General features: G+C 67.2%; 22 protein-coding genes. 11 read left to right on the top strand and 11 right to left on the bottom strand.

The features are described from left to right. Nucleotides 1-38 precede the first annotated feature (38 nt). The 5 genes from NA12_RS02490 to NA12_RS02470 all read left to right on the top strand — a co-directional run bounded on the left by NA12_RS02490 (nt 39) and on the right by NA12_RS02470 (nt 4,073). Nucleotides 39-1,277 (top strand): PucR family transcriptional regulator, encoded by a 1,239-nt coding sequence (locus tag NA12_RS02490; protein ID WP_067445504.1) that lies wholly within the window; start codon nt 39-41, stop codon nt 1,275-1,277. Between the two features lie 170 nt (nt 1,278-1,447). After that, entirely contained in the window at nt 1,448-1,834 is a 387-nt protein-coding gene (locus NA12_RS02485; RefSeq protein WP_067445502.1) for a beta-sandwich lipoprotein, read from the top strand. A 168-nt stretch (nt 1,835-2,002) separates the two neighbouring features. Continuing rightward, on the top strand, nt 2,003-2,509 hold the full coding sequence (locus NA12_RS02480) for a nuclear transport factor 2 family protein (protein WP_084472305.1): 507 nt from the start codon (nt 2,003-2,005) through the stop codon (nt 2,507-2,509). A gap of 96 nt (nt 2,510-2,605) precedes the next feature. Continuing rightward, a complete protein-coding gene (locus tag NA12_RS02475) occupies nt 2,606-3,379 on the top strand; it encodes an SDR family NAD(P)-dependent oxidoreductase (RefSeq protein ID WP_132369840.1) in 774 nt (257 codons plus the stop codon). Between the two features lie 97 nt (nt 3,380-3,476). Further along, complete coding sequence (locus tag NA12_RS02470; protein WP_067445500.1) at nt 3,477-4,073, top strand: hypothetical protein; 597 nt, start codon at nt 3,477-3,479, stop codon at nt 4,071-4,073. Between the two features lie 33 nt (nt 4,074-4,106). Here the strand turns inward: NA12_RS02470 and NA12_RS02465 are convergent, their stop codons facing one another. Continuing rightward, entirely contained in the window at nt 4,107-4,676 is a 570-nt protein-coding gene (locus NA12_RS02465; protein WP_067445498.1) for a CGNR zinc finger domain-containing protein, read from the bottom strand. Between the two features lie 82 nt (nt 4,677-4,758). Between NA12_RS02465 and NA12_RS02460 the strand changes: the two genes are divergently transcribed. Beyond that, nucleotides 4,759-5,940 carry an epoxide hydrolase family protein gene (locus NA12_RS02460; protein WP_067445495.1) on the top strand — a complete coding sequence of 394 codons (1,182 nt, stop codon included), beginning with the start codon at nt 4,759-4,761 and terminating at the stop codon, nt 5,938-5,940. Between the two features lie 423 nt (nt 5,941-6,363). Here the strand turns inward: NA12_RS02460 and NA12_RS02455 are convergent, their stop codons facing one another. Both NA12_RS02455 and NA12_RS02450 read right to left on the bottom strand, forming a co-directional pair. After that, nucleotides 6,364-7,521, bottom strand: coding sequence for a fatty acid desaturase family protein (locus NA12_RS02455; RefSeq protein WP_067445492.1), 1,158 nt, complete (start codon nt 7,519-7,521; stop codon nt 6,364-6,366). Between the two features lie 283 nt (nt 7,522-7,804). Beyond that, the gene (locus NA12_RS02450; RefSeq protein ID WP_243654883.1) at nt 7,805-8,389 is read right to left on the bottom strand and encodes a TetR/AcrR family transcriptional regulator; all 585 of its coding nucleotides are present in this window, start codon (nt 8,387-8,389) and stop codon (nt 7,805-7,807) included. Here NA12_RS02450 and NA12_RS02445 point away from each other — a divergent pair. Next, nucleotides 8,375-9,130: a thioesterase family protein gene (locus NA12_RS02445; protein ID WP_243654882.1), complete on the top strand. Its 756-nt coding sequence runs from the start codon at nt 8,375-8,377 to the stop codon at nt 9,128-9,130. The two genes, NA12_RS02450 and NA12_RS02445, sit on opposite strands and share 15 nt — an antisense overlap. Here the strand turns inward: NA12_RS02445 and NA12_RS02440 are convergent. The 7 genes from NA12_RS02440 to NA12_RS02410 form a co-directional block, all read right to left on the bottom strand. After that, complete coding sequence (locus NA12_RS02440; protein ID WP_067445488.1) at nt 9,127-9,903, bottom strand: amidohydrolase family protein; 777 nt, start codon at nt 9,901-9,903, stop codon at nt 9,127-9,129. The two genes, NA12_RS02445 and NA12_RS02440, sit on opposite strands and share 4 nt — an antisense overlap. 63 nt (nt 9,904-9,966) lie before the next feature. Further along, a complete protein-coding gene (locus NA12_RS02435) occupies nt 9,967-10,770 on the bottom strand; it encodes a carbonic anhydrase (protein WP_243654881.1) in 804 nt (267 codons plus the stop codon). Between the two features lie 247 nt (nt 10,771-11,017). Further along, nucleotides 11,018-13,399 carry an ATP-binding cassette domain-containing protein gene (locus NA12_RS02430; RefSeq protein WP_067445483.1) on the bottom strand — a complete coding sequence of 794 codons (2,382 nt, stop codon included), beginning with the start codon at nt 13,397-13,399 and terminating at the stop codon, nt 11,018-11,020. Nucleotides 13,400-13,454: 55 nt separating this feature from the next. Continuing rightward, nucleotides 13,455-13,865: a VOC family protein gene (locus tag NA12_RS02425; RefSeq protein ID WP_067447340.1), complete on the bottom strand. Its 411-nt coding sequence runs from the start codon at nt 13,863-13,865 to the stop codon at nt 13,455-13,457. 10 nt (nt 13,866-13,875) lie between these two features. Continuing rightward, the gene (locus tag NA12_RS02420; protein ID WP_067445480.1) at nt 13,876-14,319 is read right to left on the bottom strand and encodes a helix-turn-helix transcriptional regulator; all 444 of its coding nucleotides are present in this window, start codon (nt 14,317-14,319) and stop codon (nt 13,876-13,878) included. A gap of 119 nt (nt 14,320-14,438) precedes the next feature. Further along, nucleotides 14,439-14,996, bottom strand: a complete 558-nt coding sequence (locus tag NA12_RS02415) for an isochorismatase family protein (RefSeq protein WP_067445477.1) — start codon at nt 14,994-14,996, stop codon at nt 14,439-14,441. A 19-nt stretch (nt 14,997-15,015) separates the two neighbouring features. Then, complete coding sequence (locus NA12_RS02410) at nt 15,016-15,783, bottom strand: DUF1460 domain-containing protein (protein WP_067447338.1); 768 nt, start codon at nt 15,781-15,783, stop codon at nt 15,016-15,018. Nucleotides 15,784-16,063: 280 nt separating this feature from the next. Here NA12_RS02410 and NA12_RS02405 point away from each other — a divergent pair, with 280 nt between their 5' ends. After that, nucleotides 16,064-17,113 carry a glucose 1-dehydrogenase gene (locus NA12_RS02405; protein WP_067447336.1) on the top strand — a complete coding sequence of 350 codons (1,050 nt, stop codon included), beginning with the start codon at nt 16,064-16,066 and terminating at the stop codon, nt 17,111-17,113. A gap of 25 nt (nt 17,114-17,138) precedes the next feature. Here the strand turns inward: NA12_RS02405 and NA12_RS02400 are convergent, their stop codons facing one another. Then, on the bottom strand, nt 17,139-17,870 hold the full coding sequence (locus tag NA12_RS02400; RefSeq protein ID WP_067445475.1) for a DsbA family oxidoreductase: 732 nt from the start codon (nt 17,868-17,870) through the stop codon (nt 17,139-17,141). A 183-nt stretch (nt 17,871-18,053) separates the two neighbouring features. On the opposite strand from NA12_RS02400, the gene NA12_RS02395 reads away from it, so the two are divergent. The 3 genes from NA12_RS02395 (at nt 18,054) to NA12_RS02385 (ending at nt 23,075) form a co-directional block, all read left to right on the top strand. Then, entirely contained in the window at nt 18,054-18,776 is a 723-nt protein-coding gene (locus NA12_RS02395) for a histidine phosphatase family protein (RefSeq protein ID WP_243654879.1), read from the top strand. Between the two features lie 78 nt (nt 18,777-18,854). Next, nucleotides 18,855-20,714, top strand: a complete 1,860-nt coding sequence (locus NA12_RS02390) for a Na+/H+ antiporter (protein WP_067445473.1) — start codon at nt 18,855-18,857, stop codon at nt 20,712-20,714. A 75-nt stretch (nt 20,715-20,789) separates the two neighbouring features. Then, entirely contained in the window at nt 20,790-23,075 is a 2,286-nt protein-coding gene (locus tag NA12_RS02385) for a hypothetical protein (protein ID WP_067445471.1), read from the top strand. Nucleotides 23,076-23,077: the final 2 nt, after the last annotated feature.

The raw sequence follows: 23,077 nt of genomic DNA, 5'->3' as shown, positions 1-23,077 counted from the left end.
CGGATGGCACAATGTGATCGACAGTTTTTGTTCAACAGATGGACGTGCGAGTGACGGCATACGGATCCCTGGTGTGGGTCGGACAGGCACTCGGCCCACGCGTCGACGCCATCACCGACGAACTCATCCAGGTGACCGAGCAGATGATCCCGCTCAACGACGTCGCCGCCGATCTGGCCGAGATGCGAGCCGCCAGCATCGCCGAGAACATCGCCGCCGTGCAGTACGTGCTGGCCAACAACATCGACCCGGCCACCGTCGGCCCGCCCCCCGGCGCCGCCGCCTACGCCCAACGGCTGGCCCGGCGCGGTGTGCCGCTGACAATCCTGCTGCGCGCCTACGGGCTGGGCCAGTATCGGGTCCTCGACGCGGCGATCGGACTCGTCCTCGCCGTTCCCGGCCCCGATCAGCCCGCCCGGATCGCGGAGCTTCTCGAGTTCGCGGGAACCTACCTGGATCGGCTCAACTCATCGATGGGCCGGATCTACGAGGCGGAACGAGATCGCTGGCTCAGCAGTCGACAGGCCGCACGCCAGCAGTGGATCACGCGCCTGCTCGACAACGACGACGTCGACGTCTCGGCCGCCGAAGAGGTGCTGGGCTACCGACTCGACCAGCGGCACCACGCGGTCGAAGTGTGGTCGACGGTCACCGGCGCGGACGCTGTGCGCGCGCTCGAGCAGGCCCGACAGCTGCTGTCGTCGGCGATGCGGGCCGGCGGACGCGAACTGGTCGCGGCATCGGGGGACCGTGCCCTGTGTCTCTGGTTTCCGGCCGGGGAACCCGGCCCGGTGCAGGAACTCACCGCACAGCTCGAAGCCGCCGGGTTGCCCGTGCGGGTCGCGCTCGGTCCGGTCGGCGACGGGCTGCCCGGATTCCGGCGCTCGGCCCGCAGCGCCGCCCGAGCCAAGACACTGGTCGTCTCGGCCGGGGAGACCGCACCCGCCGTCGTCCACTACGACACGATCGCCCCCTTCGCACTGCTGTCCGACGACCCGGACGAGCTGACCGACCTCGTCCACCGCGTCCTCGGCCCGCTGGCCCGCGACGGCGCCAAGGCGAAACTCCTGCGCAACACCCTCGCCGTATTCCTCGCCGAAGGCGCCAGCTACTCCCGCACCGCCCGCGTCCTCGACGTCCACCGCAACACCGTCCAGTACCGCATCCAACAGGTCACCGGTCGCTACGGCATCGCCGTCGACACCGACACCTTCGACCTGCGCTTCGCCCTCGGCATCTGCCGCTGGTACCCCCACGTCCTGACTCGGACAATCTGAGTCCAGATAGTTTGTGCGTCCCGCACAGCCGATCGAGCACGATCGCCCGGTGGGTGAGCTTCTACTGCGCCGTGGCGCGACCTGACCTGGGCGGGAATCCCTGGCGACAGTGGCGGTCTCGATCGCTGAGGCTCATGATGGTTCGAAGAAAGACCGAATGAGGTGGGGGAATGACCAAGAAGCTGACCGCCGCTGTCGCGGCCGTGTTAACGGGTGCCATCGTGGTAACCGGATGCTCGAGCGACGCCGACGTGGCGTCGAAGAATCTGTCCAAGGATGCGGACCAGTTCAAGATCCACCGTCGCGTGGTGTTCTTCAACGGGATCAGCGACAAGTACCTGCTGTCCATCGAGGGCAAGTGCTCGATCAAGGACGAGAATCACCAGCTCGAAGTGACCTGCAAGACCGGAGATGACGAATACAAGAAACACTTTCTCGGGCTCTCGGGCAACGTGAGCTACTTCGTCGAACAGTTGGAGGCGGCCGAAGCGAGCCGTTACCACTACAAAGTCACCTTCAAGCCCGAGGTCATCATTCCCGACATCAACCATCCCTGAGATCGGTACACAGATCCGAACGCGTTCCCGATGAGCGGGACGACCGGCACGTGCTGACCTCGTACCGGCCGTACCGTGGCGGCCGCGGGACATAGGAGCGGAAGCGGACGCCCACCGGCCATGTCGAGCTCCCGCACCTCTGATCCGTCGATTCGACCAAGGAGCTCCATGACCGCTACTCCGCACGCCGCCGACCTCGCACGGCACCTCGCACGGCACCTCGCACGGTCCACGGCGATCGAGTCGATCACCGCGCTCAAGCACCGCTACTTCCGTGCCTGCGACGCCAAAGATCCGGTCGGCTTCCGCGACTGTTTCGTCGCGGTCGGCTCGGTGCTGGACTACGGCGAACTCGGTGTCACCGACGCCGACGGCATGGCCGCGGTCTTCGCGTCGATCGCGCTCCAGCAGGTGGACGGCAAGAACGTGATCCTCGACATGCACCACGGCGTGCACCCCGACATCACCGTGGGCGAAGACGGCACCGCGAGCGGCCGATGGACGCTGCGTTTCCGTCAGGTCAACCTGATCGAGCGCACCGAAACCGTCGCCACCGGCGAGTACGCCGACGAATACCAGGTGCAGGACGGGCACTGGAAAATCGCGACGTGCACATTCCGCCAGCTGTGGGCGATCACCCGACCACTCGATGACGCCACCCGGATCACGCAGTAAGAGCTGGGCGTGCCGAAGATCGCTCTGCTGACCGTGGCTCCCGCTGTGCGGGACCCACGGATGTGATGAACGACGAGGCAGCGCTAGCTTTCCCCCATGATGCAACTAACCCTTCTCGATGGTGTGACGCTGGTATTCGGTGGCAGTGGCGGCCTCGGCCGAGCCGTCGCCGCCGACTTCGCGCGCGCCGGCGGTGACGTAGCGATCTGCTACCGAAACAACCAGTCCGTCGCCGACACCACCGTGGCCGAACTGCGCGCGCTCGGCGTGCGGGCAAGCGCCCACCAGGTCGATGTCTGCGACGCGGCCGCCGTCGACCGGGTGATCGCCGAGGTGATCGGCGAGTACGGGCGCATCCGCACACTCGTCTGGGGCGTCGGCCCGGTTGTCGACCAGATCACCCTCGCCGACACCGATCCCGACCGCTACCGCCAGTCGATCGAGGTGGAGACCCTCGGCATGTTCACGGCCGTGCACGCCGTGCTCCCGCATCTGCGCGAACACGGCGGCGGCTCGGTGATCCACCTCGGTTCCGCCGGCGACCGATGGTGGCCCCGGCTCGACGGTCTCTCCGTGCTGCCCAAAGCCGCCAACGAGGCACTGGTCCGCGGCATCGCGAAAGAGGAAGGCAGACACAACATCCGGGCCAATTCAGTACTGGTAGGCGTTGTCGAGGCGGGCATGTTCCTCGAACTGAAGGCCACGGGCGTGGTCGACGAGGCCTGGGAGGCCGAAGCCCGCCGCCTCGTGCCGATGAAGAGGTGGGGCACGGCCGCCGACATCAGCGCCGCCTGCGTGTTCCTGGCCTCCGAACAGGCCGGATACATCACCGGCCAGCAACTGTCGGTGTCCGGCGGTTTCGGCATCTGAACACGACCCCGACCGACCGGCCCGGGCGCACGGCATGGGCTCATCGCGGGAGCCGACGGCGGGGAGCCGCCCTGTCCGCCGGTGTTAGGGTGAGCCCGTGTTCGACTTTGCCCGTCTCGACGCGGCGATCCTCCACACGCTCCGAGTCTGCCTCGCGGAGCTGCGCGACGCAGACGACTCGCTCGCGATGATGGCCTGCGGCATGGTCGAAGACCTCACCGGATTCTTCGTTGCCGGAGTCGGCGCGACGTGGGTCGCTGGGCGTACGGGGTCGAACGCGGAGAAGGCGGAGTGGGCCTGGAGTCCGTCGGAGTGGCCGCTGTTCGCCAAAGACTCCGACGATGCCGCACCAGGGCGAGTCACGAGCGCGATCTGGGCGCTCTCCGATACACACCCGACCATCGACGGGGCGGGACAAGAGCAGGACGCGGATGCCTGCACCGCCATCCTGCGGCGGCACTACGAGAACCGGATCGTGCGTGCGATCCAGCAGATGCGGGCGGGCGGCGAGTTTCGCGACGCCGCCGGAAATGACGTGTGGATCTGGTTGCACTCCGCCGACGACGCTGATCCCGAGCTCGACGAGCGCAGCTTCGCAGCCTTGCAGGTCGTCGAACTCGCGCGCGATTTCGACGACCGTTTCGGCGCCGGGGGAGATCGGCTGCTCGCGCGTCTCGCGGCCCGCGAGACGTAAGGCAGCGCTAGGGGATTGCCGTACCAGTTCCGATCACGTGCCCACGTTCTTGTGCTGATTGGCATTGAAGCGCGCCTTCTTCTCGCGATTGCCGCACGTGTTCATGTCACACCATCTGCGAGTGCGGCTTCGGCTGGTGTCGAAGAAGGCGGCTCGGCAGGTCGGTGATGCGCACAGAGCCCATCGTCCGTCTCGTTCGCCGGCGAGGATGCCGATCGCGTCGGCGGCGATGACGCCGAGGGCATCCTCGACCGCGGAATCGGGGTCGAGTCGCCAGTACCGATTGCCCTCGGGCGTCAGGATCGCCGACGCCCGACCCTGAACGCTGCGTGCGTTGATGAGGTGGACAGCGGACGCTGGGGGAGTGTCGCGCATCGCGGTCGCCGTCGCGGCGGCATGGAGAGCTTCGCGCAATTCTCGAGCGAGTTCGAACTGGGCGGTGGTGCAGGAGTTCACGACCAACCCGTTCACCGCCAGCCAGTCGACGAGTCGCTGCGGCGTGGGCATGCGTTCCACCGGGTCGCCGGCGCGCTCGGTCAGCGTCGCCGTGAAGCTGGTGGTCAGCACGTTGCCGAGGCGGAAGTCGGGGAATCCGGCATGCATGGAACCACCATAGCTGGTTGCCGACCGACCTACGGTCGTGTTAGAACCAGCTAAGACGGTTCCGCGATTTTCAGGAGGTCTCATGCCCACCACCAACAGCGACGTCCAAGCATTCGAAGCCCACGCGCCCGACGCCGACCTCGCCGACCTGCGCGCGCGACTGACCGCGGCGCGACTACCAGAAGCCGAGACGGTCTACCGCGCCGCGCCCGACCCGCGCCGATGGGACCAGGGCGTTCCACTCGCCGACCTCGTCGACGTCGTGAACTATTGGCGCACCGAGTACAACTGGCGGGCGTTCGAGGAGCGCCTCAACCGAATCGGCCAGTTCCGCACGACCATCGACGATCTGGGAATCCACTTCCTGCACCGCCGATCCCCGCGCGCCGATGCCACCGCGCTGATCCTGACGCACGGATGGCCGGGCAGCATCGCCGAGTTCATCGATATCGTCGACGACCTGGCAGATCCGAAAGACCCGCAGGCTCCGGCATTCCACGTCGTCGTCCCGTCGCTCCCGGGCTTCGGCTACAGCGACCGACCGGCGACCACCGGGTGGGGAACCGAGAAGATCGCGGCCGCCTGGGTGGAACTCATGGGAAGGCTCGGTTACCCGAAGTTCGTTGCCCACGGCGGAGACTGGGGCGGCAATATCACCACGATTCTCGGCGGCAGATTTGCGGCGCACGTTCTCGGAATCCACTCGACATTCGCCGAAGCGCCGCCCGGGCTGGCGACCGACGGACTGACCACGACCGAGCGCGCATGGACCGAGGAAACCCATCACTTCTGGCGCCACCGCGCGGCCTACGCGAAACAGCAGGCAACCCGACCGCAGACCATCGGCTACTCGCTCGTCGACTCACCGGTGGGACTTCTCGCCTGGATACTCGACAAGTTCGCCGAGTGGACAGACACCGAGGACAGCCCGTTCGAGACAATGTCCATCGACCGCATCCTCGACAATGTCACCCTGTACTGGCTGACACGGACCGGCGCGTCGGCGGCTCGCATCTACTACGAGAGCCACAACTCGCTCGACCCCGAACTTCGCGTCGATGTCCCGTCGGCGATCACCACATACCCACGCGACATCGCGAAGTGCCCGCGGCCCTGGGCCGAGCAACGCTACCGACAGATCGTCCGCTGGCGATCACCCGAGCGCGGGGGACATTTCGCCTCGCTGGAGGTTCCCGAGCACTTCGTCCGGGACCTGCAAGAAGGTCTCGCAGCCGTGCTGGCCGCCGAAACACCGGTTACTTGACATAATGTGCATTATCGGCGTTTGAAGGCGACCTGCCGGAAGGGGTTTTTGCTCAGATTTTGCGGTGCATGCCGCAGCGCATCGCATGCTGGCCGGCAGTCTCTGCCGCTCCGCAGCGTTGTCGCCGTGCGTCGCCCTTCGGTGTGTTGTGCGCGTGGTCAATTCGCCACATCTCGAGACGCTGGGAAGAAATCGACGAAATCCAGGTAATTGCCTCGAGTTGGCCGTTTGATGACGCTTCGCACTGGATTGCATTTCGGCGGGTCCGGTCCCGTATTCCCGGTAAAACCATCCGACCCCCTGTGGCCTGACACTCCCCCTCCCACTTCCCCACTGGCAATTCGTCACTGTGACAAAACGAAGTAGGGTTCGGGGGCTCGCTTGCCGCATCACCTGAATCGGTGATGCGGCATGCGACGAGGATCAGACCAATACTGGGGTGAGTCGACGGGATTCGTCTGCCTTTTCGGAGCTGGTTTCCGGGGCATTGTCGGCGTCGGCGGTGAGGTACTGATCCGGCAGTGACAGTTTGGCAATCGTACGCAGGGTCAGAGCGTATTGGCGCACGAGGCTCCCGGTGGTGTACGGGAGGCGATATTCGGCCGCGAGTTTGCGAACTTCACGTTGGATTTCGGGAAGCCGGTTGCTCGGCAGATCCGGGAACAGGTGATGTTCGATCTGATGACTGAGCGTCCCGGTGAGGATGCGCATCAGGGGACCTACTTCGATGTTGGCGCTGCCCAGGTACTGGCGCAAATACCATTCGCCGCGGGTCTCGCCCTCGATATCACGCTTGGTGAATTTCTCCGCACCGTCGGGGAAATGCCCGCAGAAGGTGATGATCTGCTCCCACACGTTCTTGGTGATATTGGCGGTGGCGTTCGCGCGGATCGTCGATTTCCAGTTCCGTCCGGTCACCGCCGGGAAGATCACGTAGTCCTTGAGCAGCTGCTTACCTGCCTTCTGGACGATTTCGTCGCGCGCCTGCCGGAACTGCTTCTTGTCCTTCTTTCCTGCCAGTACGCGCGGGATCTCCAGGTGGTACACGCACATGCCCAGCTCGTACAGCAGCGACACCGGGACGAGGTAGACGAAGTTGCCCAGGTGGTACGGGCGCCAGCGGCGGTCACGGGTGATGCGGAGCAGCCCGTATCCTTCGTCGGGGTCCATTCCGAGCACATTGGTGAAAACGTGGTGGCGGTAGTTGTGCGCTTCCTTCCAATGGGCGGCGGGCATGGAATGGTCCCATTCCCAGGTCGTGGAGTGGATTTCCGGATCGTTCATCCAATCCCACTGACCGTGCATGACGTTGTGCCCGATTTCCATGTTCTCGAGCACTTTCGACAGCGTGAGCAGGCCTGTCCCCCACCACCAACTGCTTTTTCGACCCGAGTCGAGCAGCACCAGCCGGGCGGCCAACTCGCACGCTCGCTGAACGCGGATGACTGTCTTGATGTATTTCGCGTCGCGTTCGCCCAGACTGGATTCGATCTGTTTACGCAACGTGTCCAGGCGTTGCCCGAACTCTTCGATGTCGGTCGGCGTGAGATGTGTGTACGCCTCGACGTCAGATATAGCCATTCGCTGTGTTCAACCTCTGTTTCCGGGGCCGCGCGCCGGGGCGCGGTCCAGGTGAGGATACGGACTCGAGGGGTCGGTCCGATACGGTACCCGGTATTTGGTGGGACTTAACAGTCAGAAGTCCGGGATCGAGTGTCGGTGACCAGCAACGGGTTTGGTAGAACTCGGTGGCGTACTGTTTCGTTACGGCCGGTGAGCTGGGTGCAGACGGGACGATGTGTTCCGCCATCTCACTCTCGGCCTACTCCCCCGCCGCTGAGGTGCGGAGATCGCCGGGCAGCGGTCAGGCTCGGATGAACAGTCGCATGGATTCGTCGACGACGGCCTCGCGGGTTCGCCCCTCGGGGTCCGCGGCGGGGCGCAGCCAAATCGAGGCATGATTCAAGATCCCGTGCAGGCAGTGCAGCGCTACGGAGGGGTCCGGGCAGTCCAGTTCGCCGGACGCGATGCCGCGGTCGACGACCTCGCGGAAGATTCGATCGTGGCGTCGGCGCATGGTCTTGACGGATTCACCGTGCTCGTCCGGCCATGGCGCGGGGAAGGAGAAGAGGGTGCCCACTTCCGGGTAGAGCACCGTCAGGACGCGCAGCTGCTCGGAGATCAGGGAGCGCAGCTGCTCGGGCGCGGGTCGGTCGGCGGTGGCGTCGAGCGCGTTGCCCAGATGGGCCAGCACATCGGCGGTCAGCTTCTCCAGGGCGGCGGATACCAGCGCGTCTTTGCTCGGGAAGTAGTGGTAGAGCGTAGCTTTCGCGATGTCGGAGCGTTCCGCGACGTCTTCGAATCGCAATCCCTGATAGCCGAAAGCGGCATCGAACACGCGTCCTACTTCCATCGGGTCGGTGCTCACCGCTTCGTGCCGACCACCCATGCGGGTGGCGCCTGGGACACCGCCGAACAGCACTTCAGCCCGCTCGGTGGGCTGATCGTCCACGAGATGGGGCGAACACGCGCCGACGAGCAACGCCCCGCGTTGGTCATGAGCCGGATCAGCTTCGACATCCTGGGCCGGATCGCGTTCGAGGAGTTCGATATCGAGATCGGGACCATCCGTCCGGGTCGCACCATCGAACTGGTCGAGGCGACCGTCATCATCGGCGGACGCAGCGTCGTCTCGGCCCGTGCGTGGTTTCTGAGTGCCCAGGACACCGCCGGTGTCGCAGGCGGGGAGCCCGAGCGGTTACCCGCTCCTGAGTCGTTGCCTTCCTGGCCGCTGACCTCGGTGTGGCCGGGCGGCTATATAGCGTCCCTCGACACGCGTCCGGTGGGTCTCGCGCAACCCGGGCGGACCACCGCGTGGGTGCGTTCCCCGATGGGTCTGGTGTCCGCGGAATCGGTCGATCCCCTGGCTTCCTATATCGCGTTGGTCGACACCGCGAACGGCATCGCGGTGCGCCAAGAGCCCACCAAGTGGATGTTCCCGAACCTGGACCTGACGCTGCATCTGTATCGACAGCCCGAAGGCGAATGGACCGGTCTCGATACCTCCGTCACCTTCGGCCACACCGGACAGGGGCTGACAAGCACTGTCCTGCACGACATCCGTGGCCCGGTGGGGGTCGCCCAGCAGGTCCTCACCCTTCGTCCGCAACCGCAGGTGTCGTTCGGTTAGTTCTCCTGCGCGGCCGGCAGCCGGTAGAAGGTGGCGGCGTTTCCCCAGAGGATGTCGTGGAGGTGTTCGGGACCGATGGTCTCGGCGATGATGGTGAAGTCCTGGTCGGCGAAGGGGCGCCGGGCGCGAGTGGAGGGCAGGTCCGTGCCGACCATGAGGGCCGTGGGGTCGGTGTCGAGGATGGCTTTCATGACGTCGGCCGGGTCGAGGTCGATGCGGCCGAATCCGGTGGCTTTGACCTTCGTGCCGTGTTCGACCAGCTTCAGCAGGTGCGCGACGCCGTCGCGGTGCAGGCCGAGATGATCGATGCTGACCGCGGGTAGTGCCATCAGGGTGGGTGTCAGGTCGGGAAGGGTTCTGGCGTCGATGTAGAGCTCGCTGTGCCAGCCTGCGATGTCGTGGACGCGGTGGGCGAGGCGGTCCAGTTCGGCCGGCGATGCCGACCCGCCTCGTCGGACGTTGAAGCGGACTGCCCGTACTCCCGCGGCGTCGAGGTCGATGATCTCCTGGTCGGTGATGGTGGCGGGTACCTGCGTGACCCCGACATAGGTCGGGCCGAGTTGGAGCAGGGCGTCGCGTAGGTAGGTCTGGTCGAATCCCTGGAAGGAGCCCGAAACCACCGCTCCGCCGACGATTCCGAGACCGCCGACTCGTTCGCGGTACTGACCGACGGTGAACGGGTCGGGCAGGTAGCCGTCGTTGGGGATCAGGGGGAATCGTGGGTCGATGATGTGGAGGTGGGCGTCGAAGACGGGCTGCGCAGACGGCCGCATTCACTCCTCCATGTTCTCGTTGTCATCAGGGGTGCTGGTGCAGAATACGGGACCTGCGCGTGCTCAGTTGGGTCCGGCGAGGACGACCGGGCGGCCGTTGCGTGGTTGCGTGGGGCGGTTGCTGTGCGGGAACAGGGTGCGATAGTTGTCGAGGTCGGCGATCGCCACCGGCGCCGGGTGGCGCAGCACGATCCATTCCACACCCTCGGTGCACGGTGGTGTGGTCAGCGAGCCCTGGTAGCGGAATTGGTCGAGGTCGCTGGGGAGGTACTCGCGGGGGTCGACGGTGGCGACGGTCCGGGTGAGACCTGAGCGGTTCGGAGTGGCGGTGAGTATTCGGCTCAGCGAGTTGGGTTCGGGGTCCGCGTGTAGCAGGACGGCGAGAACCGCCAGGCGACCTGACGCGGCGGTGTGGACGAAATGCAGTTCCATGGCGGTTTCGGTGCTGTCGACGGTGTGCTCGCTGGGCAGATGGAAGTGGAACTGGGTCAGGGTGAACGGCGTTCGGTCGACGACGATGCGGTTGCCGGAGTCCGCCGGTAGGACCGCTTGGATCGTGTGCCCGTTGTTCAGCAGACTCACCGAGGAAGTCGGGTGATAGTCGATCTCGATGTGCTCGGATGGGTGCAGTTCGATTGCGCTGTCGAGGTCGATCGGTGATTGAGCGTGGCCGATTCGGCAGGTGGCGAAACCACGATCCAGATCGGCCCAGTGTTCGGGGCCGTCGGCGCTGTCGTAGTCCCAGTGCGGTGGGCTGGTGGTCGCCGCGACGGAACCCCCGCATCCGGCGACGCTGAGCAATGCCAGCGCGGCGAGGGCCCCACGGCGAGTCATCATGGGACTGAGGTCTTTACGCCGAACCGGCACGATGCAGCTCCTTGCCAGGATTCTGCCGTCGGCCCGGGCGAGGAACGACCCTCCCGGGACGGCAGAGCGCGCATGCCGAAATCAGCGAGCTGTCGATGGCACGACAGCGTTCGCTCCGCACCGAATGATGTTCTGGTGCAAACGCTTTCGACTACGCGCGACTCTCAGGCTAGGTCGGCTATGACCGTGCGATCCAGACCGGAAGGTGGCGAGATACATCACATCGGCCGTGGCCGAGAGGGTGCGTTCAGGCGCCGACGTAGGTGGCCAGGTGTTCGCCGGTGAGGGTGGTGCGGGCCGCGACGAGGGCGGCGGGGGTGCCTTCGAAGACGATGTGGCCGCCGTCGTGGCCCGCGCCGGGGCCGAGGTCGATGATCCAGTCGGCGTGGGCCATCACGGCCTGGTGGTGTTCGACGACGATGACGGACTTGCCGGAGTCGACGAGGCGATCGAGTAGGCCGAGGAGCTGTTCCACGTCGGCCAGGTGCAGGCCGGTGGTGGGTTCGTCGAGGATGTAGACCCCGCCTTTGTCGGACATGTGGGTGGCCAGCTTGAGGCGCTGGCGTTCACCGCCGGACAGGGTGGTCAGTGGCTGGCCGATGGTGAGGTAGCCGAGGCCGACTTCGGTGAGGTGGGTGAGGATCTTGTGGGCGGCGGGGGTGCGTGCTTCGCCGTCGCCGAAGAACTCGCGGGCTTCGTCGACGGGCATCGAGAGCACGTCGCTGATGTTCTTGCCCGCGAAGGTGTAGTCGAGGACTTCGGCCATGAAGCGTTTGCCCTCACACACCTCGCACACGGTCGAGACGCCGGCCATCATCGCCAGGTCGGTGTAGACCACGCCCGCGCCGTTGCAGTTCGGGCAGGCGCCTTCGGAATTGGCGCTGAACAGGGCGGGTTTGGCTCCGGTGGCCTTGGCGAACGCTTTGCGGATGTGGTCGAGCAGGCCGGTGTAGGTGGCGGGGTTGCTGCGGCGCGAGCCCTTGATCGGGGTTTGGTCGATGGAGATGACGCCTTCGTCGAGCGGGATCGAGCCGTGTACCAGCGAGCTCTTGCCCGAGCCGGCGACGCCGGTGATCGCCACGAGGATGCCGAGCGGGATATCGACGTCGACTTTGTCGAGGTTGTTGGCGGTGGCGCCGCGAATCTGCAAGGCGCTGGTCGACTGTCGCACCGTGTCCTTGACCGAGGCGCGGTCGTCGAAGTGGCGGCCGGTGACGGTGTCGCTGGCGCGCAGCCCGTCGACGGTGCCTTCGAAGCAGATGGTGCCGCCCTGGGACCCCGCGGCGGGCCCGAGGTCGACGATGTGGTCGGCGATGACGATCGTCTCGGGCTTGTGCTCGACGACGAGCACGGTGTTGCCCTTGTCGCGCAGGCGCAGCAGCAGGTCGTTCATGCGTTGGATGTCGTGGGGGTGCAGGCCCGCGGTGGGCTCGTCGAAGACGTAGGTGACGTCGGTGAGCGAGGATCCGAGGTGGCGAATCATCTTGACGCGCTGGGCTTCACCGCCGGACAGGGTGCCCGAAGGTCGCGACAGCGACAGGTACCCGAGGCCGATCTCGACGAACGAGTCCAGGGTCTGGCGCAGCGATTCCAGCAGCGGCGCCACCGACGGGTCGTCGATCTGCTTGACCCATTCGGCGAGGTCGGTGATCTGCATGGCGCAGGCGTCGGCGATACTGCGGCCGTTGATCTTCGAGGATCGGGCCGCGGCGGAGAGCCGGGTACCCGCGCAGTCGGGGCAGGTACCGAAGGTGACGGCGCGCTCGACGAAGGCGCGCACATGCGGTTGCAGCGCGTCGATGTCCTTGGACAGCATGGACTTGCGCAGTTTGGGAATGAGGCCTTCGTAGGTGAGGTTGATGCCCTCGACCTTGATCTTGGTCGGTTCCTTGTACAGCAGGTCGGCGAGCTGCTTCTTGGTGTATTTCTTGATCGGCTTCGCCGGGTCGAAGAAGCCGGAGCCCTTGAAGATTCGGCCCATCCAGCCGTCCATGCTGTAGCCGGGGATCTTGAACGGGCCCTCGTCGAGGGAGAGGTTCTCGTCGTAGAGCTCGGTGAGGTCGATGTCGTTGATCTGACCTTTGCCCTCGCAGGTGGGACACATGCCGCCAGTGATGGCGAAGCTGCGGCGCTCCTTGACGGTGACACCGTTCTTCTCGACCTCGACCGCACCGGCGCCGCTGATCGAGGCGACGTTGAACGAGAACGCCTGCGAGGACCCGATGTGGGGGTCGCCGAGGCGGCTGAACAGGATCCGCAGCATGGCGTTGGCGTCGGTGACGGTGCCGACCGTGGAGCGCGGGTCGGCGCCCAGCCGGGACTGGTCGACGAGGATGGCGGTGGTGAGCCCTTCGAGGACGTCGACGTCGGGGCGGGCCTGGCTGGGCATGAAACCCTGCACGAACGCGCTGTAGGTCTCGTTGATCAGGCGCTGCGATTCGGCGGCGATGGTGCCGAAGACCAGCGAGCTCTTGCCGGATCCGGAGACGCCGGTGAAGACGGTCAGCCTGCGCTTGGGGATCTCGATGCTCACATCGCGCAGGTTGTTCACGCGGGCGCCGTGCACCCGGATCACATCGTGGCTGTCGGCCGGCTCGATGGTGGTGCCGGTCTTGTTGGCCGTGCTCATGGGTCTCCCTCGATCAGTCGACATCGCCGGACCTCGAATCTACCGGCGCGGTGGGCTACTTGGTCTGCTGGATGCGGACCATATTTCCGGCGGGGTCGCGGAAGGCGCAGTCGCGGACGCCGTAGGGCTGATCGGTGGGTTCCTGGACGACCTCGATCTCTCCGGCCTGGAGCTTTTCGAACAGGCCGTCGAGGTCGTCGGTGGCGAGGTTGATACCGGCGTAGGTGCCTTTGGCCATCATCTCGCTGATCACGCGACGTTCGTCGTCGGTGAGTCCGGGGTCGGCGGCGGGCGGGTGCAGCACGATCGAGGTATCGGGCTGGCCGGTGGGCCCGACGGTGATCCAGCGCATCCCGTTGTAGCCCACGTCGTTGCGGACCTCGAAGCCGAGCGCGTCGCGGTAGAAGGCGAGTGCGGCGTCGGGGTCGTCCTGGGGCAGATAGCTCTGGTGAATGGTGAGGTTCATGGCGACCACGCTAATTGTCGGTCGGAGCGGAAGCTTCTCGATTCCTGATCGGTCTGGTCACCTTCTTGACCACGCAGGACGGCATGCCCGCGGTCGGTTGGTCGTGTCGCTGCTTGTACACGCTGGGCGGTACGCCGACGAGTTCGGTGAAGCGGGTGCTGAAGGTGCCCAGCGAGGACGAGCCGACTTCGAAACACACCTCGGTGACGCTCAGGTCGCCGCGGCGCAGCAGCGCCATGGCTCGTTCGATGCGGCGGGTCATCAGGTAGGAGTACGGCGATTCCCCGTAGGCGAGGCGGAATTGTCTGCTGAGGTGCCCGGCCGAGAGGTGGACGCCGCGGGCGAGCGCTTCGACGTCCAGTGGCTGGGCGTATTCACGGTCGATGCGGTCGCGCACGCGTCGCAGCAGCGCGAGGTCGCGCAGGTGCGGTGGTTTCGCGGGTGTGGCGCTCACCTGCCGATCGTCGCACGTCGGGCAGTGTTCGAGACACCGGCGGGTCGGTTTCTGGACGGGCCGGTGGGTGGAGGCGGGCTCTGTTCGTATCGGGACGTGGTCAGGAGAGCGCTGGTGGTTCAGGTCGATGCGAAGTCGAACTCGTCGGTCGAGCGGACGGCGGCGGTGCGGCCGGGCGCCTGCTGGTATTGCCAGTACAGGTTCGTGTGGGCGATGACGTCTTCGGGTTTCGGTGCGCCCCACCGGGTTTTGTCACCGGTGGTGTGGGCGTCGGCGACGAGGGTGACGTCGTAGCCGCGCACGAAAGCGCCGTGGATGGTCGAGCGGACGCAGGCGTCGGATTCCGCGCCCGTCACGACCAGGTGTCCGGCGCCGACGGCGGCGAGCAGGCCCTCGAGCTCGGTGTCCTCGAAGGAATCTCCGTAGTGCTTGTGGACCAGCGGTTCGGTGTCGGTGCGCAGGAGTTCGGGGACGTAGCGCCAGGGATCGCTGTGTTCGACCAGCTCCTGCGAGGTGTGCTGGATCCAGATGATCGGGATGTCGGCGCCGCGGGCACGGTCGACCAGGGCGGCGATGTTCGCGACGACCTCGTCGCGGCGGGGTGCTTCGTCGACGACCCCGTTCTGCACGTCGACGACGAGCAGCGCGGTATTCGGGCGGTCGGGCAGGGTGGTCATGGTGATTCCTCGGAGTCGGTCAGAGCGGGCGCAGGACGACGATGCCGGGAACGGTGCGCAGGTAGTCGGCCAAGGCAGTGTCGACGACCTGGTTGTTCGCGGCGAGGGAGGACGCGTTGCGGAAGACGGGACCGTTCGGGGTGTGTACGAGGATGCCGACGTGGGTGACGTCGAGGCCGGCGTCGGGGGTGTAGGCGCCGACGAAGTCGCCGGTGCGAAGAGCGTTCGTTACCGCCCCGTCGACAGCGGCCGAGGGGATGTAGGTGACGGTGCGGTCGACCACGGGGATACCGGGCAGGTAGGTGCCGCCGTCGGCTTTGGCGTTGAGGTGTTTGGTCGTGGCGACAGCCGCGGGGCTCAGGCCGGCGGTGATGTCGGTGGCCGCGGGCCGTTGCCGGGCGGCCCAATCGGTGAAGAAGTGCTTGCGCTGGGCGAATTCGACGCGACCGTCGATATAGCGGGTGGTGACCAGGTTGGTGAAGAACTCGTCGCGGGTGCTCGAGCGGGAGACGGCTTCGATGTAGTCGAGGTAGGTGAAGCAGTCGACCCGGCGCAGGTCCGCGACGAGCTGTTCGGGCTCGGTGGCCGAACCGATGAGCATGTTCGCGCCGTAAGGCGTGCCGAGCAGCCGGGCGGAGAGCCGTTCGATGAGTTCGCCGCGACCGAGACCGCCCGATTCGGCACGCACGGTGAGGAGTTCGTCGATCTTGCGCGCGGAGGCGTCGTCGACGGTCGGGGCCGCCGAGGCCGGTGCGAGCGCGCAGACGAGCGCGGCGAGCACGAGCATGATCCGGACGGTGATGCGCAAGACGCCTCCAGCTGGCCACGGGTCGATCGGTGCGAGCGCTGTCCACCGTAGCCGAGGGACCCGACACGGTTGGTGGGCTCGGCGGTGTCGATTGTTCGCGATCGGTCTCGTATCGACCGATCGATGGGTTGTTCGCGTACCTTTGTCGCAGGTAGTCCGTGTTCGCGGCGAGTTCGCGATGGGGTTGCTCCCCCGGGTGTCGTGGATGTGGTTCGTGCAGACGTCGACCGTTGGCCCGCCCGGGCGGAAGGGTGTCGAAATGCGTGCGTTGACAGTGGTTCCCCTGCAGAAGCAATCGTTGCGGGTGGAGGATGTGCCCGATCCGATCGCCGGTCCCGGCGAACTGTTGGTGGACGGAATCGCCTTGGGGATCTGCGGCACCGACCGCGATATCGCGCGGGGTGACTACGGTTGGCTGCCGCCGGGAAAATCGCGGATGGTTCTCGGGCACGAATCGCTGGGCCGGGTGAAGACCGTGCCCGAGGGCAGTGCGTTCGCCCCCGGTGATCTCGTCGTCGGGATCGTGCGCAGGCCGGATCCGGTGCCGTGTGGGGCATGCGCGCGCGGCCAATGGGATATGTGCCGCAACGGGAGGTACGTGGAGCGCGGGATCAAGGAGATCGACGGGTACGGGTCGACGTCCTGGGTGGTGCGCGAGGACTTCGCGGTGCGGCTGGATCCGGCGCTGGAACAGGTCGGGGTGTTGCTGGAGCCGACGACCGTGGTCGCCAAGGCCTGGGATCAGATCGAGAAGATCAACGGCCGCGCCTGGTTCGACCCGCGCACGGTCCTGGTGACCGGCGCCGGACCGATCGGGTTGCTGGCCGCTCTGCTCGGGCAGCAGCGCGGCCTCGACGTGCACGTCCTCGACCGTGTCAGCGGCGGAACGAAACAGGAGTTGGTCGAGGCGTTGGGCGCCACTTTCCACACGCGGACGGCGGCCGCCGTCGCGGACGAGATCCGCCCCGACATCGTGATCGAGGCGACCGGGTCGCCCGCGGTGGCGTTGCAGGCGATGGAGATCGACAACCCCGGCGTGATCGTCTGTCTGACCGGGGTGTCGACACCCGGGGTCGATACCGATGTCGATGTGGGCGAGTTGAACCGCAATATCGTGCTCGACAACGCGCTGGTGTTCGGTTCGGTGAACGCGAACCGCGATCACTACGAGCAGGGCGCGCAGGCGCTGGCCACCGCGGACGAGTCGTGGCTGGCGCGCCTGATCACCCGGCGGTTGCCGCTCGAGCGTGCGCTCGAGGCATTCGAGGCGGGCGGGTCCGACATCAAGGTCGTCATCGACCTGGCTTGAGTCGTCGGGGTCCGGTCCGCGGTGCTCAGTCGGCCACCGCGGACGCGGTCGTGGGGACCGCGCAGCCGTCGGGGCCGCAGGCGTCGCCGTCGGCGATGAGCTGAGGGGCGGGTCGATCGTTCCAGGCGGTGTTCAGCGCCCGGGTGAACGTTGCGGGAGGTTGGGCGCCGGAGACCGCGTATTTGCCGTCGAAGACGAAGAACGGGACGCCGGTGGCGCCGAGCGCGGTGGCTTCGGCTTCGTCACGGCGGACCGCGTCGGCGTAGGCATCGGGGTCGGCCAGCACCGCGCGCACCGACTGCTCGTCCAGACCCGCGCGGACGGCCAGGGCCACGAGTCGTTCGGTGTCGCCGAAGACCGGCTCGGGCTCGGCGAAATTCCCCGCGTAGAGGGCGTCGATCATGGCTTCCTGGGTGCCCTGGGCGAGGGCGTACTGCAGGATCCGGTGCATATCGAAGCTGTTGCCGCAGTCGCGATCGGAGGTGCGGTAGGGCAGGCCCATCGCCGCGGCCTGGGCGCCGATGCCGCGTTCGTTGGCGGCGGCCTGGTCGACGGTGATGCCGAATTTCTCGGCGATCGCGGGGATGACCGGGCGTGAGGTGCCGACAGGCTGCGTCGGGTCGAGCTCGAAGGACCGGTGCACCACTTCGACGTCGTCACGGTGGGCGAAATCGGCCAGCGCTTCGTCGAATCGGGCTTTGCCCAGGTAGCAGAACGGGCAGTTGATGTCGGTCCAGATCTCTACTCTGGTGGACAAGCGGGCCTCCTGCGGCGCATCGAGGGGTGCGGCGGCGGTCCGCCGGACAGTTCTGGACAGGCGTTCGAATTCGGGGGATGTAACGCGGGCAGGCACGCCGCTATTCCTCCGGCGCGTCCGGGCACGACAGGGCGAGCACGAAGGACATCGATGGAGTTCGAACGGCGGAGGGGGTGGGTGCAGGTGACCGAGGGATTGGTGGTGCCGCGCGCGCTGGGTGGGTTGTGGGCGGTGCGTCACGCGCAGAGTGAGGCCAACGCGTGGTACTCGGACCCGGCGACCGCGCAGCGGCCGATGCCGGGCACCGATGCCGGGGTGGACCTGACCGCCCACGGGCAGTGGCAGGCGCGGTGCCTGGGCGACTGGCTGGCCGAGTTGTCCGGCGTGCAGCGACCGACGCTGGTGGTGTGCTCCCCGTACCTGCGCACCAGAGTCACCTGGGCGGTGATGGCCGAGGCCGCCGCAGCCCGCAATCGGAGCCTGCGCCCGATCCGCACCCTGGTCGACGAACGGTTGCGCGACCGGGAGATGGGGGTGTTCGAACTACATCCGTATCGGGCGATCCGGCGACGCGCGCCCGAGGAGGGGCGGCGTCGTGAACTAGTCGGCAACTGGGTGTATCGGCCGCCGGGCGGGGAATCGCTGGCCGATGTGGCGGTGCGGGTGCGCAGTTTCCTCGACGAACTCGATGTGGTGGCCGCGGGTGAGCAGGTGCTGGTGGTGACGCACGACGCGGTGGTGATTTCCTTGCGCTACATCCTCGACGGACTCGGGGCGCCGGTACCGGATTCGCTCGAACCGGTACCCAACGCGTCGGTGTCGCAGTGGCGACGTGAGGGCCCGCGCCTGGCGTTGCGCGTGTGGGGCGCGGTCGACCACCTCGCCGCGGACGCGGATACGGGATAGCGACGCGGGCGGCCGACATCGGCGTGGCTGTCGGAGGCAGCGACAGACCGACGGGTCTGTGGGTGGGAGAATGCCCGAGTGGATGTCGCGATCGGGTTGGTTGTCCTCATCGGCTCGGCGACCGCGCTGGCGGCGCTGGCGCGACGATTCGGGGTGTCGGAACCGCTGGTGCTGACCCTGGCGGGGGTGGCCGCGTCGTATGTGCCGATGGTGCCGCAGGTGCATCTCGAGCCGGAAGTGGTGCTGCTGGGGTTGCTGCCGCCGCTGCTCTACACCGCCGCGCTGCGCACCTCGCTGGTCGACTTCAAGGACAATCTGCGCACCATCGCGTCACTGTCGGTGGGGTTGGTGCTGTTCAGCACGTTCGCGGTGGCGTTGGTGGTGTGGTGGCTGCTGCCGGTGCCTTTCGCGGCGGCGGTGGCGTTGGGTGCGGTGGTCGCTCCCCCGGACGCCGTGGCGGCGACCGCGGTGGCCCGGCGCACCGGGATGCCGCGCAGCATCGTGACCGTGCTCGAGGACGAGTCGCTGTTCAACGACGCGACCGCGCTGGTGGCGTTGCGTTCGGCGATCGCGGCGATGGCCGGTGCGGTGACCGCGTGGCAGATCGGCGGCGATTTCCTGCTCGCGGCCGTCGGCGGCGCGGTGATCGGGGCCGTGGTGGCGACGGCTTTGGCGATGCTGCGCAGGCGGATCACCGATCCGGTGCTCGATACCTCGGTGTCGCTGCTCGCCCCGTTCGTGGCGTATCTGCCCGCCGAACACTTCCACGCCTCGGGCGTGATCGCGGTCGTGACCTGCGGGATGATCCTGGGCCACGGCGCGCAACGGTGGCAGGGCGCGGCCTCGCGGGTCGCCGAGCGCACCAATTGGCGCACCATCCAGTTCATTCTGGAAAGTGCGGTGTTCTTGATCATCGGGTTGCAGGTGCGCTGGATCGTCGAGGCCGCCTGGCACAGCGGGTTGGATCGCGGCACGCTCGTCGTCGCGGCGGTGGGTGTGCTGGCCGCGGTGATGCTGGCGCGTCCGGTGTGGGTGTTCACGCCGGTGCTGGTGGCCAGGCTGTTCGGGCGCGCGAGCGAGCCGTTGAGTCACGCGGCGGTGGTGTCGTGGGCGGGGATGCGCGGGGTGGTCACGTTGGCGGCGGTGTTGTTGCTGCCCGACTCGACGCCGCAGTTGCCGGTGCTGGAACTGCTCGCCCTGGTGGTGGTCGGCGGCACGCTGCTCGTGCAGGGCACTTCGTTGCCGTGGCTGGTGCGGCTGCTGCGGTTACGTGGGCCCAGTCGCGAGGAAGACGCGCTCGCGAAAGCCGATCTGCTGCAACAGGCTTCGAACGCCGGTTTACTCGAGCTCGAACGCGAGATCGGGCCGGACACCCCCGAACCGGTGATCGAATCGCTGCGCCAGCGGCTGATCTGGCGTTCGAACGCCGCCTGGGAGCGGCTGGGCCGCCCGGAGGCCGAACTGGTCACACCGACCGCGGAGTACCGCCGGCTACGGCTGGCGATGCTCGGTGCCGAACGCGACGCGGTACTGAAGGTTCGCGACGCGGGAGCGGTGGATTACGAAGTGCTCCAACACGTGCTGGCCCGGCTCGACCTCGAGGAGTCGATGATCGATCGCTTCGACGAGAACGATGACGTGCGGCGCCTCGAACCGTTGGCGACGGCGGCGGGAAGGCAGGGCTGCGCGCATCTCGACGCCGCGCCGCTGCCCGCCGAGCCGGCAGCTGATGAGCTGGTCTGCCGTCGGTGTCTGGACGAGGGTTTACGCTGGGTGCATCTGCGCATGTGCACCGCCTGCGGGAATATCGCCTGTTGCGAGTCCTCGATCGGTAACCACGCCGACGCGCACTTTCGGAGCTCCGCGCATCCGGTGATGCGCAGCGTGGAACCCGGCGAGGTGTGGCGCTGGTGCTACGTCGACCAGTTGCTCGGCTAGCCACCGCCATTAATAGCTGCGGGCCGACGCGCGATAGCAGAGGGAGATCCTCGCTACGACAACGGAAGCAGTGCGATGGCGCCCACCCGCTTCGTCTTTGTGATTGCCACCCTGATCGGCGATGCCACGCGGTCAGCACACACGTTCACCGATGCGTGGCTGCTGGCCTGCGGCGAGGACGTCCGCCGTTATTGGCAGGAGATGTCCGGGTTTCGTGAAGACCTCACCTGGTCGATCCACCCGCCCGTCGAGATCGATCAGCCCTACGCCGACGCCGACGCACTCGCCGCCGCGGTACGCGCGAAGGCCGCGGCCGGCGGCGCACCCTTCACGCACGGCGATGTCCTGGTGGTGATCCAGGATTGGGCCGCGGCCGCGGGCGGCCAGTTCGGCTTCGACGGCCAGTTCGCCGCCGCCCATCTCAGCCCTTCGCTGTTGTGCCACGAGCTCGGTCACTTCTACCAGCGGCGCAACCATCAGCCCGGCGGCCATGCCAGTACGTTCAACGGGCACGTCGCCCTCGACTACGCCGATCCCACCTGCATCATGGGCTCCGTCGGGACGTTGGCCGCGCAAGAGCCACGCCTGGCGCACGCGCGAGCGGGCCACGATCTGACCGGGCCTGCCCTGTGCCCGGCGGCGGCGGTGCCGATCGGCTGGCTCGACCGGGACCACCCCACGGCCACCGTCGCGGTGCCGCGACAACCCTCGGCCGGTATCCAACTGGCGCGCTGGGCCGGGACGCCCGCCGCAGGCCATACGGGCCTGCCGGTGGTCGCTGTCGCGCACTCGGTATCTCCCGGCGGCGCCGACGTCTACATCTCGCTGCGCACACCCCGCCTGTGGGACCGCGGTTTTCGCACGCTGACCGGCCAGGGGATGCAACGCCAGATCGTCGCGCAGGAGCTGGCGCGCAGCGGTGCGACATTCCTACTGGCCCAACTCCCCGTCCGGCCGGGGTCCTCGGCACGGCTGGGCCGAGCGCCGCTGCGGATCGACGTGCTCGGCGGGGGCGACACGGTGGCCGAGATCGATGTCGTGCCCGATCCGTGGCGGTTGTGGTCGGTGCTGGAATCCCCGCCGCTGCATCGGGCGGCTCGCATCGCGGCGGTCGCGCGCGAGGGCGAGATCGATGTGTTCGTCATCGGGCTCGACGGCGCTGTGCTGCAGGCACGTTTCACCGGTGGTGTGTGGCTACCGTGGCAACGGCTCACCGAGTCCGGTGCGTTCGACCCTCGTGCCAGCATCGCCGCCGCCACCTCGACGCCGAACACGATCGATGTGTTCGTTGTCGGCCGGGGCGATCATCTCGTGCGCCGCCGCCGGTCGACCGGTGGCCGGTGGGCACCGGACTGGCAGGTCCTGACCGGCGGCCGGTTGAGTGAGCGTTCGTCGCTGGCCGCCGCCGCGACCGCGCCCGGTCGCGTCGAACTGTTCGCCGGCGATGCCGACGGCGCCGTCGCCCACACCACCGTGACCGAGGACGCCTCGACGTGGAACCTACTGCCCGCGCTGCTGCGGGCGGGCAGTCTCGCCGCTGTCACCCTGTCCGGGGACACGATCCAGGTCAGTGCGGTGACCGAAGGACCCGGCGACGGACGGATCTGGACCATCGTCGGACAGCCGAACCTGTGGCCGACACCGTGGGAACCCCACCCCGACGTGGGGTTGTCCGAGGACGGCGGGATCGCCGCCGCACGCTCGGCTCCGGGCGTGAGCGAACTCGTCGCCGCGGCGAACCCACTGACCGCGCGCTCCTACGCCTACGGCGCGTGGACCGGCGGCCCGATCCGGGTTCCCGGCCAGCCACCGGCAACGAACAACCGCACCGTGGCAGCGGTATTCCGCTCGGCGACGGTCCTGGATGTGTTCGCGGTGGCCGACGGCAAGATCCACCGCATCACCAGGTCGTTCGACCCCGATGTCGTCCACACCGACGCGCAGGTGCGCAAGCAGTACCAGGCGCGGATCGTGGCCTCGGGCGGTCGGTTCGTCCGGGTCAGCGACGACCCGTTGACCGCTGATCTGTTGATCGCCGACGAGTATCTGCCCACTCCCGCCACCGTTTTCACCATCGACGAACTCGCCTATTACACCTCGTGGGGCGCCAAGACGGTGGTGTCGATTCGGGCGCACGATGGTCGGTACGTGACGGCGCTCGATGGTGGCGGCGAATGGTTGCGTGTGGGAGCCACCGCCCTGGGGCCGTGGGAGAAGTTCGTGCTGAGCACGTCCGACGGCACGAGCGCTCTCATGGCGTTGGGCGGGCACTACTGGTCTGCGCAGGGCGGCGACTCGTGGCTACAGTGCGACCGTGTCGCGGTCGGCCCCTGGGAACGGTTCGATATCGCACGAGTGTGACC

The organism is Nocardia alba NBRC 108234 (genome assembly GCF_001612665.1).
Taxonomy (GTDB): domain Bacteria; phylum Actinomycetota; class Actinomycetes; order Mycobacteriales; family Mycobacteriaceae; genus Nocardia; species Nocardia alba.
Note: the sequence above shows the minus strand (reverse complement) of the source record. Positions and strands in the feature narration are given on the sequence as shown.